General features: G+C 37.0%; 12 protein-coding genes. 7 read left to right on the forward strand and 5 right to left on the reverse strand.

Annotated features, from left to right (window positions below):
* Positions 1-57 precede the first annotated feature (57 nt).
* The gene (locus tag Q0174_RS06845; RefSeq protein WP_298042733.1) at positions 58-561 is read right to left on the reverse strand and encodes an IS1595 family transposase; all 504 of its coding nucleotides are present in this window, start codon (positions 559-561) and stop codon (positions 58-60) included.
* A gap of 157 nt (positions 562-718) precedes the next feature.
* Here Q0174_RS06845 and Q0174_RS06850 point away from each other — a divergent pair, with 157 nt between their 5' ends.
* The 4 genes from Q0174_RS06850 to Q0174_RS06865 all read left to right on the forward strand — a co-directional run bounded on the left by Q0174_RS06850 (position 719) and on the right by Q0174_RS06865 (position 6,398).
* On the forward strand, positions 719-970 hold the full coding sequence (locus tag Q0174_RS06850) for an XRE family transcriptional regulator (protein WP_298042735.1): 252 nt from the start codon (positions 719-721) through the stop codon (positions 968-970).
* A 346-nt stretch (positions 971-1,316) separates the two neighbouring features.
* Complete coding sequence (locus tag Q0174_RS06855) at positions 1,317-2,765, forward strand: N-6 DNA methylase (RefSeq protein ID WP_298042737.1); 1,449 nt, start codon at positions 1,317-1,319, stop codon at positions 2,763-2,765.
* Entirely contained in the window at positions 2,766-3,845 is a 1,080-nt protein-coding gene (locus tag Q0174_RS06860; protein ID WP_298042739.1) for a DNA cytosine methyltransferase, read from the forward strand.
* Between the two features lie 9 nt (positions 3,846-3,854).
* A complete protein-coding gene (locus tag Q0174_RS06865) occupies positions 3,855-6,398 on the forward strand; it encodes a BpuSI family type II restriction endonuclease (protein ID WP_298042742.1) in 2,544 nt (847 codons plus the stop codon).
* Positions 6,399-8,037: 1,639 nt separating this feature from the next.
* Here the strand turns inward: Q0174_RS06865 and Q0174_RS06870 are convergent.
* Complete coding sequence (locus Q0174_RS06870; protein ID WP_298042745.1) at positions 8,038-9,264, reverse strand: tyrosine-type recombinase/integrase; 1,227 nt, start codon at positions 9,262-9,264, stop codon at positions 8,038-8,040.
* Positions 9,265-9,840: 576 nt separating this feature from the next.
* Here Q0174_RS06870 and Q0174_RS06875 point away from each other — a divergent pair.
* Positions 9,841-10,737 (forward strand): hypothetical protein, encoded by an 897-nt coding sequence (locus Q0174_RS06875; protein WP_298042748.1) that lies wholly within the window; start codon positions 9,841-9,843, stop codon positions 10,735-10,737.
* Positions 10,738-10,742: 5 nt separating this feature from the next.
* Here the strand turns inward: Q0174_RS06875 and Q0174_RS06880 are convergent, their stop codons facing one another.
* The 3 genes from Q0174_RS06880 to Q0174_RS06890 all read right to left on the reverse strand — a co-directional run bounded on the left by Q0174_RS06880 (position 10,743) and on the right by Q0174_RS06890 (position 13,203).
* Entirely contained in the window at positions 10,743-10,973 is a 231-nt protein-coding gene (locus Q0174_RS06880) for a hypothetical protein (protein ID WP_298042749.1), read from the reverse strand.
* A 9-nt stretch (positions 10,974-10,982) separates the two neighbouring features.
* Positions 10,983-11,648: a hypothetical protein gene (locus Q0174_RS06885; RefSeq protein ID WP_298042751.1), complete on the reverse strand. Its 666-nt coding sequence runs from the start codon at positions 11,646-11,648 to the stop codon at positions 10,983-10,985.
* A 430-nt stretch (positions 11,649-12,078) separates the two neighbouring features.
* The gene (locus Q0174_RS06890; protein ID WP_298042752.1) at positions 12,079-13,203 is read right to left on the reverse strand and encodes a hypothetical protein; all 1,125 of its coding nucleotides are present in this window, start codon (positions 13,201-13,203) and stop codon (positions 12,079-12,081) included.
* Positions 13,204-13,669: 466 nt separating this feature from the next.
* Between Q0174_RS06890 and Q0174_RS06895 the strand changes: the two genes are divergently transcribed.
* Both Q0174_RS06895 and Q0174_RS06900 read left to right on the forward strand, forming a co-directional pair.
* Positions 13,670-14,893, forward strand: coding sequence for a hypothetical protein (locus tag Q0174_RS06895; RefSeq protein WP_298042756.1), 1,224 nt, complete (start codon positions 13,670-13,672; stop codon positions 14,891-14,893).
* On the forward strand, positions 14,890-16,622 hold a 1,733-nt coding region (locus Q0174_RS06900), incomplete at its 3' end, for a ribonuclease R family protein (RefSeq protein ID WP_298042758.1). The genes Q0174_RS06895 and Q0174_RS06900, both read left to right, overlap by 4 nt.

The raw sequence follows: 16,622 nt of genomic DNA on the forward strand, positions 1-16,622 counted from the left end.
ATACGAAGGAGTTCTATCATATTTTATTAAAGATGATAAGAGAGAATCCGCTTAAGTTTAATTGAGCCTTCTTTTTTCTAGCTTATTTCTAGGGCGGATATAGCCGTTAACATATACGCCGTCCATTTCGACTACGCCTTGAAACGGTCTTGAACTATCATAATCCATTAAGCTTTCGCGAATTTTATGGAGTAATACCCATGCGGTTTTGTATTGAACGTCTAAGTCGCGAGATAGTTGCAGTGCTGAAATTCCTTTCGCGGCGTTAACGAATATCGCAATGGCGGCAAGTATAGTCTGAAGCGGTAGTTTATGCCCATGAAAGACCGTGCCGCTTGTAACGCTAAAGAAGCTAGCACACTCCTTACATTTAAACTGCTTTCGAGAGGCTATGAAGTAAATTTTGCCGCCACTACCGCAGCAAGGACACACGGGCTTACCCTTGGTTTCAAACCAACGAACTTGCCTAAAAGCCGCGATAGCTTGAAAGTCATTCATTCTTGCGATTTTAATAAGAGATAGCTTGCGAGCTTCAGCCGATAGTAAAAAGTGTTGTGCCATATCTACTTCCTATATTATTATATAGTTATTATACATATATATGTATTAAAATTATCTTAATTTACTACATAATAATGTAATAAAATTCTAGCTATATATATTTTTTAAGAAATATTAGCTATACTTATGCTATTGAATAAATTTTGAAGGTATGAAAATGAAGTTGGCTCATGTTTTATATAAAATCCACAAGCTTATTGAAGCCAAAGAGCTGCAATCTATTACGCAAAAAGAAATGGCAAGACGTTTAAGTGTTTCTGAGCGCACTTACATAGAGTGGCTTAGAGAAACCAATGAGCCCATAGCAATGAAAGCTATTTTAGATATGCTTTCACAGCTTAACGATGATGATATTGTAAGAATTGTTAGAACTTGGGGGAAACAGCTAGAAAAGACGAGTAGCCACTAAAAGATTGGAGTGCAAACAGCGTTTGCAGCAAAATACCAAAGAAGCAAATGAGAAATTAAATATATAAAATATGATACAATAAAATGATATAATTGTAAAGAATAAAAATTGGATAAATTTAGGCTCAAGATAAGTTAAAAAACTTCAAAGGAATTTTTAACTATGATCCTGCCGATGAAAATAAGTATATAGTTCGTTCTCTAATTTCAGAAAAGAAATTTCGTGAAATTCAAACAGATTACATGGTTTATGACATATGCTTCATATGGCGAATTTATAAGGTCAACCGTACTTATAGAAATAACAAAGGTCATTGCTAATAATGAACAGAAGAAGGATAAATGAGATGGATTTAGGACAAGTATTTACAAGACTTCCAGTCGCAAGATATATGACCTCTCTCTTTTCTATAAATAAAGAGTCTAAAATCCTTGATCCTTGTTTCGGAGAAGGAGCTTTTCTCTCTGCTTTGGCAAATGATGGTTGGAACCACATTGATGGATATGAAATAGACTCAGCCCTGTATGAAAAATGCAAGAATAAATATCAGAAATATAAATTAAAAAATGAAGATTTTTTGTCATCTAAACAAGATCACCAGTATGACGGAGTTATCATGAACCCCCCATATGTTAGACAAGAGAAAATAAATGAATTATCACAGCTTGGTGTCAGCAAAGGCATCTTGTCATCAAATTCTATTTTCTCATGTTTGCCAACAACTGCGAACCTATACATGTATTTCATTATAAAAGCAATTTCTGTTTTGAAAAAAAATGGTGAATTGATAGTAATATTTCCTGGAAGTTGGCTATTCGCAAAAAATGGTGATCGTTTTAGAGAAATTTTGCATAAAAGCTGTGTTATTGATCGTCAAATAAATATCTCTGGTGACGTCTTTGAAAAGGCTACTCTTGTTGATGTTATTATTCTTAAATTAAGAAAAACACAAGAAAAACAGAAGTTGATTATTCCAGAGTATGTAAAATTAATAAATAATACTTTTGTACCCATTGTTAGAGAAACTAAGAATCTTCATATTGGCTTTACTAAAAAATTTAAGGATATTGGCAACATTCGTAGAGGCTTGACAACTGGATGCAATTCTGTGTTTATTAATCCCACTATCGATTGTAATAAAGAATATACAAAGGAGATTATATCATCACCTAAGCAAGTGAATGGATATACAACTGATAATGCGGTGTATGACAAGCTATTAATTGTGAGTCACAATGATCTTCAAGATGCAAGTATAGACGATTACTTTAGATTTTGGAGAGATAAGATTTTAAAAGAGAATAAACCAAAAACCCTTGTTACAAAAATTAATAAGGGTTATGAATGGTATAGGTTAAACCTTTTTGAGTGCGACGGTATAATATTCAGTTATTTTGTAAGAAACGACATGAAGTTCATTATTAATAAATCTGGAAAAATTATTCGAGACAATTTCTATATTGTCTATCCTGCTATTGATGAATTTGTGTGCTTTGCCTTACTAAATAATTACTATACATTTTACCAATTGGAATGCTCTGGGAAAAAATATGGAGCTGGATTATTAAAATTACAGCGATATGACTTAGAAAACCTAAGCTTTCCAGATTTTTTTGCCTTTTCAAAGGAGGATGTGGCTATTCTAAAGACTTTAACAAAAGAACTCATTGATACTGGCTCAAGAAAAATTATATCGGAAATAACCAAGGTGCTTTCCAGCTATTCAGATATAAGTTTCGAAGAAATTTCAACTGAATACGATAAAATAGTTGCAAGCAGACTGGAGAATGTGTAAATGCCAAATATTGTTAGCTTGTTTTCAGGCGGTGGTGGGCTTGATTTAGGATTTATCAATGCTGGCTATAAAATATTATGGGCTATTGATAACAATGAAAACGCCGTCAAAACTTATAAAAAAAATATTGGTGACCATATTAAGTATGCCGATATAAGTAAAGTGGGGATAAAGGACATTCCTCATGCAGATATTATTATTGGTGGGCCGCCTTGCCAATCCTTTTCTCTTGCTGGAATGAGAAATGTAGAAGATGCCAGAGGGCAACTTATTTGGCAATATATGAAAATTCTGAAAGAAGTTCAGCCCAAAGCCTTTGTCTTTGAAAATGTAACCGGACTTTTATCTGCAAAAAATTCAAGTGGTGTAAAAATTATAAATCAGCTCAAGACCGCATTTAAGGAAATTGGATACAATATTGAAATACAGGTTATGAATGCAGCAGACTATGGCGTACCTCAAAGAAGGCGCAGGGTTATAATTGTTGGACTCAAAAACGGATATTTTACTTTTCCTACTCCAACTCACGGAGATTCCAATAAAGGCTTAATTCCGTATATAAGCGTCAAGCAGGCTTTGGATGATTTGGGTATGCCTATAAATGATGAAAATGAGGTTGTAGAGTATAAATGTCCGCCACAAAATAAATATCAGCAAGAGATGCGATCAGAAGATCGTGTAACGGAACATTTTATGCCAAAGATGAGTGAATTGGACAAATATATTTGCTCATATGTCAAACCTGGAGGAAATTATAATGATATTCCAAAGGATGTTCCATCAGAAAGGATTAGAAGACTAAAGCAAGAAGGAGGGCATACTACTTGTTATGGTCGTATGCTGCCTGATGAACCATCATATACTATTAACACATATTTCAATCGACCTAATGTTGGATGCAATATCCACTATAGTCAGGACAGATTGATAACAGTAAGAGAAGCGTTACGTTTACAATCCTTCCCAGATTCATATCAGATTATTTCCAGTAGCAAACAAGGAAGGAATTTGATTGTTGGAAATGCCGTTCCACCGTTACTCGCTGAGGTAATTGCAAGAGAATTAAAAAAATATTTGTGAGGAAAGTTCGTGATTAATTACAATGATTCAGAAGTGGGCGTATATCATCCTATATGTGAAAATGCCCTTAATGAGGCACTTAGGCTCCTTGGACGAGAGAGAAATTATCGAGTTGTACACCATCGATACACTGGATCTTTAGAGATGGATTTTGTTATTGAAAATATCACAACTCACAAGTATCTCTGTGTTATTGAGGTTAAAAGAACGCCTGCGGCGATTAACAGTACTAGGTATCAATTCCAAGCAATGTCATATGTTCAGAGTAATGTAGGTCTAACGGAGAAACCTTATTATATTCTGACTAATCTCGAAAGGGCTATTTTATTTAGATACGATAGTGCGAGACAACGTACTTATCAACAGATGCTCCAGCCAGGTCTTTCAATTATAGGTGATTTTCAGTCTTTTGTTGACGAGAACGCTCTATGCGATGCCCTTTCTATCTATTTTAAAGATACAATTAATGCTATATTAACGGATAATTATAGCTATTTTTTGACTTTAGATAATTTTGTTGATGAAATTGAACCTGTCAGATGGGATTATCCAAAATGGAAAAGTAATCTCGCTTTGATGCTATATGAATATATTCGAGGTTCGTTCCAATATGTTGGGAGGAATGATCTTCACGACATTCGTGTATTTCATGGAAATATTCAGCAAATATGCAATGAGGGTAGTCGTGTTGATTTTGCTGGGATTTTTAATTATTGCGCTACATTATTTGATCCTACGGTTACCGTCGGAAATACCTTGCTTACCGAACTTTTTAATTATGGCAATCAAAATGTAACGGGAGACTTAATAGCCGACACTTTGCACCAAATAGTATCAGCAGGGCATGAGCATGAGGGAGAGGTTCCTACTGATTTGGAGTTGGCTAAGATTGTTGCAATCCTTGCACATAGTGTTAGCGGTGATTTAAACACAACTGATTGTACTTGCGATCCCGCCGCAGGAAGTGGAAATCTGATTAGTTCTGCGATTTCAGTATATAACCTCAGGTCAAATCAGATAATTGCTAATGATTCTAATCAACAGCTTTTGGAACTCCTCTCTTTAAGACTTGGATTGAATTTTGCTAGTAGCATAAATGTTAATGTTGCACCTAATATTACATGTCATGATATTTCGGATTTGGATCCCACATATTTTTCAAACACTAAAGTTTTACTTGTAAATCCCCCTTTTGTTGCTGGGATAAATTGTATCACCCGTAAGCAATCTCTTTATCAAGCAATACAAAGAATTACAGAAGAGGAAGCAATAACCAATATAGGACAGATGCCATTAGAAGCGGTGTTTCTGGAACTGTTGACAGAATTGTTACCCGAAGATACTACTATCGCTTGTGTTTTCCCAAAGACGCATTTGATTGCTCGTGGAAATGAAGCAGTTATAATTCGTAGATTACTTATGTCCAAATTTGGATTGAAAAAGATTTTTATCTATCCAGGTGCTGGAATTTTTGAGGATGTTACAAAAAATACTTGTGTGCTTATCGGTTCTATAAAAAGATTAAATGAAAATATTGACATAATAACAAGTATGGACAACATTCCCGATATTGATGCGGATGCTTTTAAGGCTGCGTTGAGTAGAAATCTTGCCAATTGTTTTACAACAATTATTCCTGGGATAGAGGGAAAGACAGTTAACAGAACAACTCTTATTAATATCTTAGAAGATGGCTGGCGAGAGCTTAATATAGATATGATAGATTCAATATCATTTGTTCAATCAGAATTGGCATCATCTTTCAAATTGATTCAAATGGATACCTATAATTTTTCTGTGAAAAGAGGAGGAATAGGAAATAATGGAGGAAGTGATCTGCTTTTCTTTGATTCTAATCCTTCACTTTTCAATAGCTACAACGAACTTGTGAATTTAGGATTGGGTTTGCGTAATGCACGCATTGATACTGTGGATATACAAGGTGGAGATAGTAAATTTTTGGATTCTTCGATAAACACTCCGGAGATTATAGATTCAATTTTAAGAGACTATGTATCTTTACCAATCAATACAGGCAGACAGACGAGAAATTCAAAAACTATTCTAGAGTGGAAACGCATACTAGAACGTGAAAGTAGAGGTGCTTTTCCAGGAAACACTGTATTAATTCCTCGTGCTATAAGAACAAAAGGAAGAGCATATTATTCTAGAGAATGCCTTTTTGTTTCCACTAATTTCGTGGTATGCAATATGGCTAATATAGAGCAGGCAATTCTTCTATCGTCCTGGATGACTACTATATTTTATCAACTGATATGTGAGGTTTCTTCCAAGGATGAGGTGGGAATGCGAAAGATGGAGGTGAAAGATATTCTTACCACATTAGTTCCAAACTTCTGCACCCTCTCCGATACATTATATACAAGCATTCAAGCTGAGCTATCAAATATTTCCTTCTTGGAGCTTAAAAATCCTATTATAAGAGATATAGATCGTATTTGGGCTACAGAGTTATTTGGGGAAGACGCTGATGATAAGTTGAATGAAGCATCAAGGCTTCTTGCATTTTTAGCAAATAGACGTGATGTGTAACGATTCTTTAAATAAGGCTAATAAAAAACCCCTATCGTATTCTGCTAAAATTGACAAGAGGTTTTATAGGTATTAAAACATAGTCGCAACTAAAAATCCACTTAATTTTCATTGAACTCAAAAATTATTCAATATAAATTCTTATGGGTATTTATTAGAACGCAATAAACCGTTGTTATAGCTTTAAAAATAATAAACTTTTGTAAAAATTTTAGGTGCAGTTACTACATAATACTGATAATATCCCCACAAGCGATAAAAATATATTAAGATCAATACTACTTATAATATAGTACTAGGCAAAAAATACTCCTGAAAGAAATAAATAAAAGTTTATCCTATCCACTTAGATATAGAAAATTTCATCTATACAATAACACCCCTACAAGGAATAATCGCAACGGCGGTAGCAGACGAGCAAAGCTCCGCTAGCGACGAGCGAATCAGCCCCGTAACCTTTAACGGAGGCGCTACCTCCACGCGGCTTTTCAGATAGTCCCCTTTTTAAATTTAATGCACTTAGGCAATAAATAAAACGAAGAAGAAGGCTATCTAGGGAAAAAACTCTAGGGGCAAAAAGACGTTACATCTTTAGAATTTAGTTAAAACAGAAGCTTTTTAGATTAATGTGCGAAGCTATAACGCACCTCTGCGATTTTTCTTATTACCCCAAACCGCCAGCGGGGAACTAAAGATTAAGAATGCTTGATAAGCTAAAGCTTATCAATAAAAACATTACCGATAACGTAACCCATCGAAAAACCGTAATATATAAACTTTAAAGGCTACTTCAAAAAGCCTAAAGGCTTTTTTAACATATAAAACATTCTCTTTCCTTAGTAAAAACATTATAAGGTATTTCAAAAAATACCTTATGAAAACAATATAGCTGAAAAACAAAAAAATGATATGAGCTGCTTTAAAAGACAGAGGTTGTTTTTTTAATGAACCTGGGTCTAAAGGCAATGAAGGAACCTGGTAAACCTAAGATTATAAAGGTAAAATAAGCTCATGAGAGCTGGAGAGCAATGAAGCACAACCTACAAACCGATCATTAAAAGATATGAAAGCTAATATGTATATGCAAGAAATTACTAGTAAAAAGCGTAGAGGTAAAAAAATGGAAATACTTCAGAATTTATATAATCTATCGCGGCCTTATCCTCGCAAGCACTCGCCTTCAGTATTAAAAATGCGAGCGCTTCGAAAGAAAGCAATACGCTAAAATGAGGATGAGCGCTTAGGAAAGGAGTAGTAATAAAGTAATATACAAAAAGAGGAAGTAAGCGCTTTTTTGAAGAAAATAAAGATAGCTTACACGTTAATTACGGTAAGCTATAGAATGACAAACTGCGGATAGGTGTCGTTCAACTCCCTATCTCACCGTCTTTCCGCTTATCCGGAAATTTCTAAAACACATGGCATATAGACTTAAAGGCGCTATCCATAGTAGAAATGTGATCTTAAGGCTCAATTCTATACCTAAGAATAAAAATTTAAGCTCCTTGTGGCATTATAGCATTTATGGATTATCGCGTTCGTGGAGCGCGCAAGCTTCTCAATAGGTTTAGAATAAAACTCTGCAATTAAACTGCATAAAACTTCACAAGAAGCCATTCCTTTAGCTCGCCTTTACCTTCTAAAATTTAAACCCCAACCCCTTTAAATAACCTAGCCACCATGTTAGAACCCTACGCGTATTCTCAATATTTGTAGCTTTGTTATAAATCTTTTGTATCTCTCTTTGTGCATGAAAAAGGGTACGTTCAATGCTATAAGGATCCAGCTTGTTCTCATGGATTTTCTCATATGCAAAGGTTTCTAGTATCTTTCTAAAAGAGTGAAAAACCAGTCTATTCTTAGCTATTACGGGAGCATAGGTTTTAAGCGCTTTAACTAGAGTCATATCGCTTAGTACCTCTCCTTGCGTATTGGCAAAGCATAACGGGCAGCTGCTATTATGAGCGTGTAACCTTTGCAGCCATTGCCCTACTTCTCTAGGAAGTCCCAGATGTTCATCTCCATTGCTTTTTACCTTATTCTCATCTTGCGGGAATAGTAAGTAGTATTCTCCATCATCACCTATTTTTAAATGCTCATGAGTTAAATTTCTTACGTTTGAGCTTCTTAGCCCGGTAAGTAGTCCAAAGATCAAAGCATTCTTAACGCCTATTTGGTGAGGATAGTTCATGATAAATTTAATAAGTACGGTTAAATCCAAGTCATCTTTTATATATGGGTATTCGCTATGGCGAGGTATATTATAAAAGTCCTTAAATACCTCTTCTGCAAATAATGGATTTTTAGAAATATCCCTTATGCGAGCATATCGGAACAGTCTTTTAATAAGTTTGAATAAAATTTCCAAGGAAGCGTACTTCTCATTATCGTAATAATAATCCAGTATCGGCATAATATCCTTTTTGCTTATCTTGTTTATATCTTTGTCACAAATATCCTTTAAAGCTTTAAAGCTCATATCTCGTCTTTTAGAGGTTGCTGATGCGACGTTGCCGTTATGTCTGCAAAACTGTTGGTAAACACTCGCTAGAGTATTACTTGGGGCGGCTAGTTTAGTAGAACCATCTACTATTAAACCTTTAAGCGCTTCTCTGGCCTCATTAAGACTTATCTCATCTACATTGCCTAAAGACTTAATCAGCTTGCCGCCTATTGAGTAGTGATAGTGCCTATGGATAGTTTGTTCTCCCTTTTTATTAAATGAGCGGTAAAATCTAACTGCTATATGCTCATCTATCATTTCCACCATAGTATTTTTGCGATGAGGCAGGGAAAAATTTCTGATCACTTTATCGGGGTCTGTTTTAAAAGCCGGATCGTCTTTAATTTTAGAAAAAACTTTCATAACTACTTATCCTTTAAAATTTAATATAGTTTCATAGGACAAATTATAAAAGTTTCCAAAGAGTTTAACAAGCTTAAGAGCTACTATACATTTTTTAATATATAGTAGTTTCTCTTAAACTACCTGTATAATCTAGCGTTTTTAGCATTTGAAATTTTTTTGAAAAAATTTGAAAAAGCCGTAAAACAGGGCCTTCAAAAAAATCAAAAAACTAAAAATAGGGGGAAAATTTGGTGGATGGTAGTCGTACATCTATATAAAATTTTCCCTATTTTTTCGTTTTTTGAATTTTTAGATAATTTTTTAAGCCCTAGTTTTAGGAATTTTAAAATTATTTTTAAAAAATTCTTAGTACTAAAATCATCGATTCATACATATATTTTAAGAAAAACTACTATATATTAAAAAATTGTATAGTAGCTTTTTCTGCGCTCCTGCCTTGTTAATCCTTTGAGAAAATTCTATAATCTGCCTAAAATTACTATATAAAGGAAGAAAGATGACGGGGGTTTTACCAAAATTAAGGATAATCCAATTTTTAAATCAGACCCTGACAAAGTAGTCAGGAATTTTATCTTGCCGCAATATAAGCGCACTATAGTCGAAGTCTTAGATGATTTTATAGCCGTTAAATTTTATAGCTCACCGGCTAGAGACGGAACGGTTAAAACACACAGGCACTATCACTATACGCGAGGTGGCAAGCTAATCAAGGTTCTAGGCGATGCCGACGAAATAACATTCGAAGGGGCTAGAATATTGTTAAAGAAATTAATATCAAATAGCCATACCAATGGTGTGGCGGCTCCAAAGAATACGCTAGCGAGTGTTTTTAAAATTTACTGCGAATATAACGCTTTTGCCGAGAAGACGTTAAGGAAATTGCAATTTAGATTTCAATCAAGGCTAAAGTGCGTTAGCGATAAGGATATCGGCAAGATTACCAAAAAAGAGATAATGCAGATATTAGACCCTATTTACAAGAATGGAAAATTTGCACTTTTAAAAGATCTGTTTTATTTTATCCGTTCTTTATTCAGGTTCGCGCGAGATAGAGGTATAAGCGATAATCTTTTATTTTGCGATACGCAATTAAAAAACCTATATAAGATACCTAAATCTGGAGGCTATTCATATATTTCCGCGAATGCGGATTTGAGATTGTTGATAAAATATATCATGAGCTACCCTTACCAAATAGGCGTCAAGAACGCTTTAATCTTTGGACTACTTACGGGATTAAGAAGCTCAAATGTAAGGAATTTAACCCACGCGCATTTAAAGGTGGACGATGACGGAGAATATTACTTACTATTCCCGCAGGATGAAAATAAAGTGAAAGCTAATGGTGATGAATATCTGGGTCTTCCAAAGGAGGTAGGTGAGTGGCTAGAGAGCATAAAAACAAAGTCTCCTTTATCTTTTGTGAATACAGAGGGAAATGTTTTGAGTGAGGCGACGCTTGCTTGTTAAGGCTCTTAGCCAATGCCTAATGCTATAGCGCCACCAGCCGCATCAACGATAGGAATAACCATATTTAGCCCACCTGATTTGATTTTTACATAGTTATCAAAAATCTTGACATTATCAGGGTCGGCTAAAACATTTACAGGAATTCCTTTTATGAAATCGATTGTATCCGAAGTAGGCTTGACATACCAAGCAACACCTTGATTTGAATTGTTAGAAGTATTGTTATCTTCTGGCATAATTTTCTCCTATTTATAGAATTTGTAGTTTTTATCTAAATTTTCGATTTGTAAATTAAAATTTTGCAATAAATATTCATTTACTTGTTTATAATCTTGCTTTGTCATTAAATAGACATTTACGGCATTTTTTTGATTGTCATAAAAAACTATGGTGCAAAAGAATATAAATTTATAATCTTTGTTAATTAACAAGGCAAATAATTTTACTAAACAAGCAAACAAATTTGATAAAATCAAAAAAAATCCCGCAATAACAAAACCAAATGGTGCAAAAATTTTTTGAACCGAGTTATCTGGTATCTTACCAATCATAGGATAAATACTTTTTTTAACCCAAACAATATTTTGTTTTGCTACCGTCGTATCTCGTTTATCCCAATAAACTTTATCATTATATAAATATACTTTTTCGGGTTTTCTAAATTTTCTAATAAAATCAATAAAAGCCCAAATATTGACTATTGGAAATGCTACAACCACAGAGCTAAATCTTGGATTTCTCATTTCATTTTTTAAAATTTCAAAAAACTCGCCACTATTCCAATCGACAACACCAGTAAAAAATACAATATAAATCATTATAGTGTTACATACAAGTAAAAATGTAAAACCATACATTATCATTATAAAGTTATTTTTAATGATGAGCGGAGCTTTATCATAATCTCTCATTTTAATCCCTTTTAAAAAATTTCTCTTATTGCAAGAATTTATTTAAATTCCCACAATGCCTACAACCTTGTCATTGCGAGACCATGAAGTGGTCGAAACAATCCAGCATGAGGCGTTTTGAATTTGCAAATTCGCCTTAATAAACGGTTTCTCTGTTTCGCAATGACATTTTAATGCAAAATTCAAATCTCGTCAGTATCGTTTGATACTGAATTTATTGAATTTACAAATTTAACCTTACTTTACAAATTCACACAATTAGTAAATTTAAATTTGCAAATTTGATATTTGGATCTGTTTGATCTGAATTAGTCCTCGGTTAAATCTAAATAGCATAGCAGTCTTTTTTATACCACAGCTTGTTAATTGTTCAATCCCTTATATCCCTCCCATGCTAGCTCTGCATATGTTTTTAGTGCCTCAAACTTTCTCATTTTCTATCCTTTCTGAAGAATTCCTCTATCATCTTTTGATTACACTTTTCTATTGAATTAGTTTCATTTTTGTTACACATCCAAAACTCACCGCCAGATTGCGGACCCAAAGCACTCACTAGAGCTTGCAATATCCAAGTGTGATAAGACTCATAGATGTATATATTGTCGGCTAGTATCTTGCCCGTATTTATATCTTTTATGATTCCACCGTAGTTAAATCCCATTCCCAGCATATTATCGAATATAGTTTTTATATTAGGCTTTGGTTCTAGGAGATGATATGGATCTTCCACTATAAGCTCGGTAGGCGCTATCTCATCTTTGGAGATTTCTTTGCGCGCTATGCATTTGTCTTTATAAATTTGCTTGTAGTATTCCATTTTTTTATCTACGTCTTGTAGCCTATCTATAACCCGTTTTATTTGATAGTCGTCCCATGTAAATACCTTGCCGTTCATATTAATAGGGTTTGGGCTTCTATATCGTTCTTGCACTATTTTTATTATTTTGTCCACTACTATTCTTTGTTGCTGCGGGTAACTCTTTTTTCTCTCTTCGTTATCAAACCAAGCATCATAATATATCTCTTTATACTCGCCAGGTTTTGAGTGGTACTCGTCGTAAAGTTGTTTAAATTCAGAGTAAGGTATTTTTTTATCGGATAAGTAGTCCTTTAGTTCTTCATCTATCGACATAAAGCATTTATTTGAAGTATTGTTATCTACGTACATTCTAAAAAATTTACCATTATTGGCACTATCTTTCGCTTGAACTCTATAATCTATATAGTCCAAATTGCCATTTATCAACATCGTAAAAGCAATGTCTTTAGTATAATCTTGCGATGAGAATTGATTTACTTTAGGAAACCCTAGATCAAATTTCTTTTCTCCGGCATAATATGCTCTGATAGCGGGCTTTTCATAGACGTTTATTTTGCCGTATAAATATCCGTAGCAGTGAAATATGGCAGAAACTATAAATCCGTCACCGAAAAATACGACAAACCAAACAAGAAGCCAAAAACGTTTGCGTTTGCCTTTGAGGGCAATTAAGGCGACAAAAAAGCTTATGGTAAAAAAAGCGGGTATTATGAAAAGAAATACTATACTGCGCATATCTAACCCTTATAAAAATACATATGCAAATTTGTAGAGCCCAAAGAGCTTCTTTAGTAGCAATATTTTATTGCTCTATATCTTAGCTCGTCATTAAATTTCATATAAATTCATCTGCTTAAATTTATATGAAATTTTAAAAACCAGTTTGAGTATCTTAAAGTTATTTTCAGTTTTTAAGTCTTTTTAGCTCTTCAAACTTCTGTTTTAATTGGGCTCTTTATAAACGGAATTTCGATGCATTCTATACGAAAGGGGATTAAAATTTTATAAAACAGCGGATGAAATTTTAGGTTTGCCGTCACGATAAACGGGCGGATTAATTTGCGATTTTCAAACGCAAAAAAAGCACTTCAAAAGCCCGTGAGCCGAAGTGGAATTTTGGCGTAACGGCGGCGTTTTGCTTTGCAATTTGAGTTAAAATTTGATATGATTGTGCAAAATTTATATTGAACGGCTTTTTAAAATGAATAAATTTATAACCCAAAAAATAGGCGCTCTTGCGGGCTTTAGCGATGAAATTTTAAAAATTTTAGCATCGTTTGACGCGGATGTTTCGGATGTCAGGCTCGCTCTGCAAATTTCAAAAAACGCTCCCCTCGCGGATAAAATTTTAGATTTAGCATTTTGCGGTTTGTCTAAATTTAGCGCCGAAGGGCTCGCGAGGCAAAATTTCGGTGCTGCAGATGAGCGGTGCGATCTCCAAAGCACAGAGCCTGTGAAGTCCATAGGATGCGGCTTGCAAGACGCCGCGAGTGAGCAAAAAGGCGCAGATTTAGCAGAGCGGGGCGATAGTCTTAAATTTAATCATTCAAATGATGCAAACGACGCGAACTGCAGCGGCGAGAATTTCAAATTTAACCCCTCGCAAGCAGCAAGCGATACGCAGCGGCAAAATCAACGTGCCGTCGCAAGGGCTGATTGCACGCTAGGTTCAAGCATTTCCGCGCAAGCCGAACGAGTGCATGGACGAGAGCTGATACAAGAGCGGGGGCAAGCGCAGCAGCAAAAACAGGAACAAGAATGGGGCAGAGCGCAGGAGCGGGGACAAGAGCAGGGCGCCGCGACATTAAAAACGCTAAATTTGCAGCGGGCGTTCGAGCTTTACGGGCGCGAGCAGATGCGGGCGTTTTTTCTATTCGCGGTATTTGACGAGATGCTAAAGCCGAGCCTACGGGCGTATCGCATCGACCGCGAGAAGCTCACGCAGGTCTCGCTGCTGCGAAATCTGCTTATGTTTTCGTGGATCAAATCCTATCCGCAGATCGAGCAAAACATCCTTTCAAGCGTGATTTTAGTGGAGTTCGGGCGGGTTTTTATCGACGAGCAGGTGTGTGCGGCGGGCAAGGCGGAGGAATTTTACCACGCCATCAAAGGCTCGATCTTCCCGCAGGATTTTACCGATGTGGAGATGAAATTTACCGGCACGAACCGCGAAAGCGTCTCGCACGCGCTATTTGCGCATTTCGGGCTAGAGCAGATCGCGCAGGACGCGCTGTATTCAAACGTCCCCGATGACGCGCCTTTTGAGAACAAATCCCGCTATGCAATGCTAAAGATCGCCAAAACCGCGGTCAATATCTACCATCACTTCGACGAGCTTAGCATCGATAACGCTTTAAATTTACTAGTCGAGTTCGGCTTCGAGCAGGAAGCGTTTTTAGAGGCGAAAGGTGAAATTTCGATATGAAAGAGTTTCTGCGCGCCTTCAACTCGGGCGTATTTGAAAAGGATCTTAGCGGCGAGCAAAAGGAGCTCGTGCGTAACCTCCTAAATATCGGCGCTATCAGCGCGCACAAGGGCAAGCTCTACCTAAACGACGGCTATGTTTTCGGCAGGCTCGATATCGCGCGCGACGGCACGGGCTATCTGCAAAGCTTCGACGATCGCTTCAAGGCAGATCTTATCATCGAAAACAGATATTTAAGCGGCGTGCATCTGGGCGATCTTATCCTAGCAAAAATTTTAAGCTCAAAAAAGTCCCGCCTGCACGCAAAGGTGCTGATGTGCGTTAAGCCCGCGTTTTTAACGAGCGTGGTTTATACCAAAAGCTTCGGGCGCGAAATTTTAGGCGTGAACGTCAAAACCGGACTCGCAAATCCGCTCAAAGCCACGCAAAAATCGCTAAAGCAACTGCCGCCAGACACCCTTTTAAAGATCGATAATCTAACGAACGAAATCACCGAGGTGATCGGAAACCTAGCCGATCCCTTCGTCGATGAGAAAATTTCTTTAGCGATCTACGATAAAAACGACGAATTTAACGAAGCGTGCAAGCAGCAGGCCGCGAGCTTCGGCAGCGAAGTGGACGGGGCGCTGTATCCGCAGCGCGTGGATTTGCAGCATCTGCCCTTTTGCACCATCGATCCCATCGACGCCAAGGACTTCGACGACGCGATCTATTTTGACGTAAAAGAGCGCACGCTTTACGTCGCGATCGCCGACGTGAGCGAATACGTGAGCGAATACTCGCCGATCGATAAGGAGGCGAAATTTCGCGGCTTTTCGATCTATTTCCCGCACCGATCCGTGCCGATGCTACCGCGCGAGCTTAGCGAAAATATCTGCTCGCTGATGCCTGATCTGCCGAGGCTGGCTTTTGTTTTTAAAATTTCTTTGGATGAAAATTTAAACCCGCAAAAAGAGGAGCTTTTCGAAGCGATTATAAGATCAAAACGCCGCTATAATTACGACGAGGTCGATGAAATTTTACGCACTGAGAAAGCAGCTGAGCCTGAAATTTTAAGCTGGCTCTTGCCGCTTAATGAAATTTGCGAGCGACTGCGCCGCGCGAGGCTGAAGCGCGGATTTGATTTCCGCACCAAGGAGCTTCGCATCACGCTTGATGAGCGTGGTTTTATAAACTCCACCCGCTTTGAGACCGACACTCCGTCGCACAAGCTCATCGAGGATTGTATGCTGCTAGCCAACAAAGCCGCTGCAGCGCGCATCGAGCGGGGTGTTTTTAGAAATCACGGCTCGGCGGAGCTTAAAAAAATTTACGCTCTGCTTGACGATCTGGCGCTGTTCGGCATCGACGCGCCGTATCAGAGTAACCTTGCCAAAATGATCGGCGAAATCCAAGCGCAAGCCGATGCCATGGGGATCCGCGAGGAGGTCGATAAGCTCATCATCAAGGCTCAAAAGCGCGCCGAGTACGGATCCGAATCGCGCGGGCATTTCGGGCTCGGATTTGATAACTATACGCACTTTACAAGCCCGATTAGGCGCTATTCCGATCTCATTTTGCACCGATTGCTAAAGGCGCAGATGAGGGGGGATGAGAAATTTTATAATTACTTGCTTTTAAACATCGATGCGACGTGCGCGCGGCTAAACGAGCTGGAGCGCGAGGCGGACAAGGTCGCGTTTGACTTTATGGACCGAAAATTTGCGCGCTGGGCCGCAGAAAATTTAGG

The organism is uncultured Campylobacter sp. (assembly GCF_937996225.1).
Lineage (GTDB): Bacteria > Campylobacterota > Campylobacteria > Campylobacterales > Campylobacteraceae > Campylobacter_B.

Excerpts from the sequence above, each read along its gene's own strand:
- Q0174_RS06845 (WP_298042733.1), bottom strand. The coding sequence starts at position 561 with ATGGCACAACACTTTTTACTATCGGCTGAAGCTCGCAAGCTATCTCTT.
- Q0174_RS06850 (WP_298042735.1), top strand. The coding sequence starts at position 719 with ATGAAGTTGGCTCATGTTTTATATAAAATCCACAAGCTTATTGAAGCC.
- Q0174_RS06855 (WP_298042737.1), top strand. The coding sequence starts at position 1,317 with ATGGATTTAGGACAAGTATTTACAAGACTTCCAGTCGCAAGATATATG.
- Q0174_RS06860 (WP_298042739.1), top strand. The coding sequence starts at position 2,766 with ATGCCAAATATTGTTAGCTTGTTTTCAGGCGGTGGTGGGCTTGATTTA.
- Q0174_RS06870 (WP_298042745.1), bottom strand. The coding sequence starts at position 9,264 with ATGAAAGTTTTTTCTAAAATTAAAGACGATCCGGCTTTTAAAACAGAC.
- Q0174_RS06880 (WP_298042749.1), bottom strand. The coding sequence starts at position 10,973 with ATGCCAGAAGATAACAATACTTCTAACAATTCAAATCAAGGTGTTGCT.
- Q0174_RS06885 (WP_298042751.1), bottom strand. The coding sequence starts at position 11,648 with ATGAGAGATTATGATAAAGCTCCGCTCATCATTAAAAATAACTTTATA.
- Q0174_RS06890 (WP_298042752.1), bottom strand. The coding sequence starts at position 13,203 with ATGCGCAGTATAGTATTTCTTTTCATAATACCCGCTTTTTTTACCATA.
- Q0174_RS06895 (WP_298042756.1), top strand. The coding sequence starts at position 13,670 with ATGAATAAATTTATAACCCAAAAAATAGGCGCTCTTGCGGGCTTTAGC.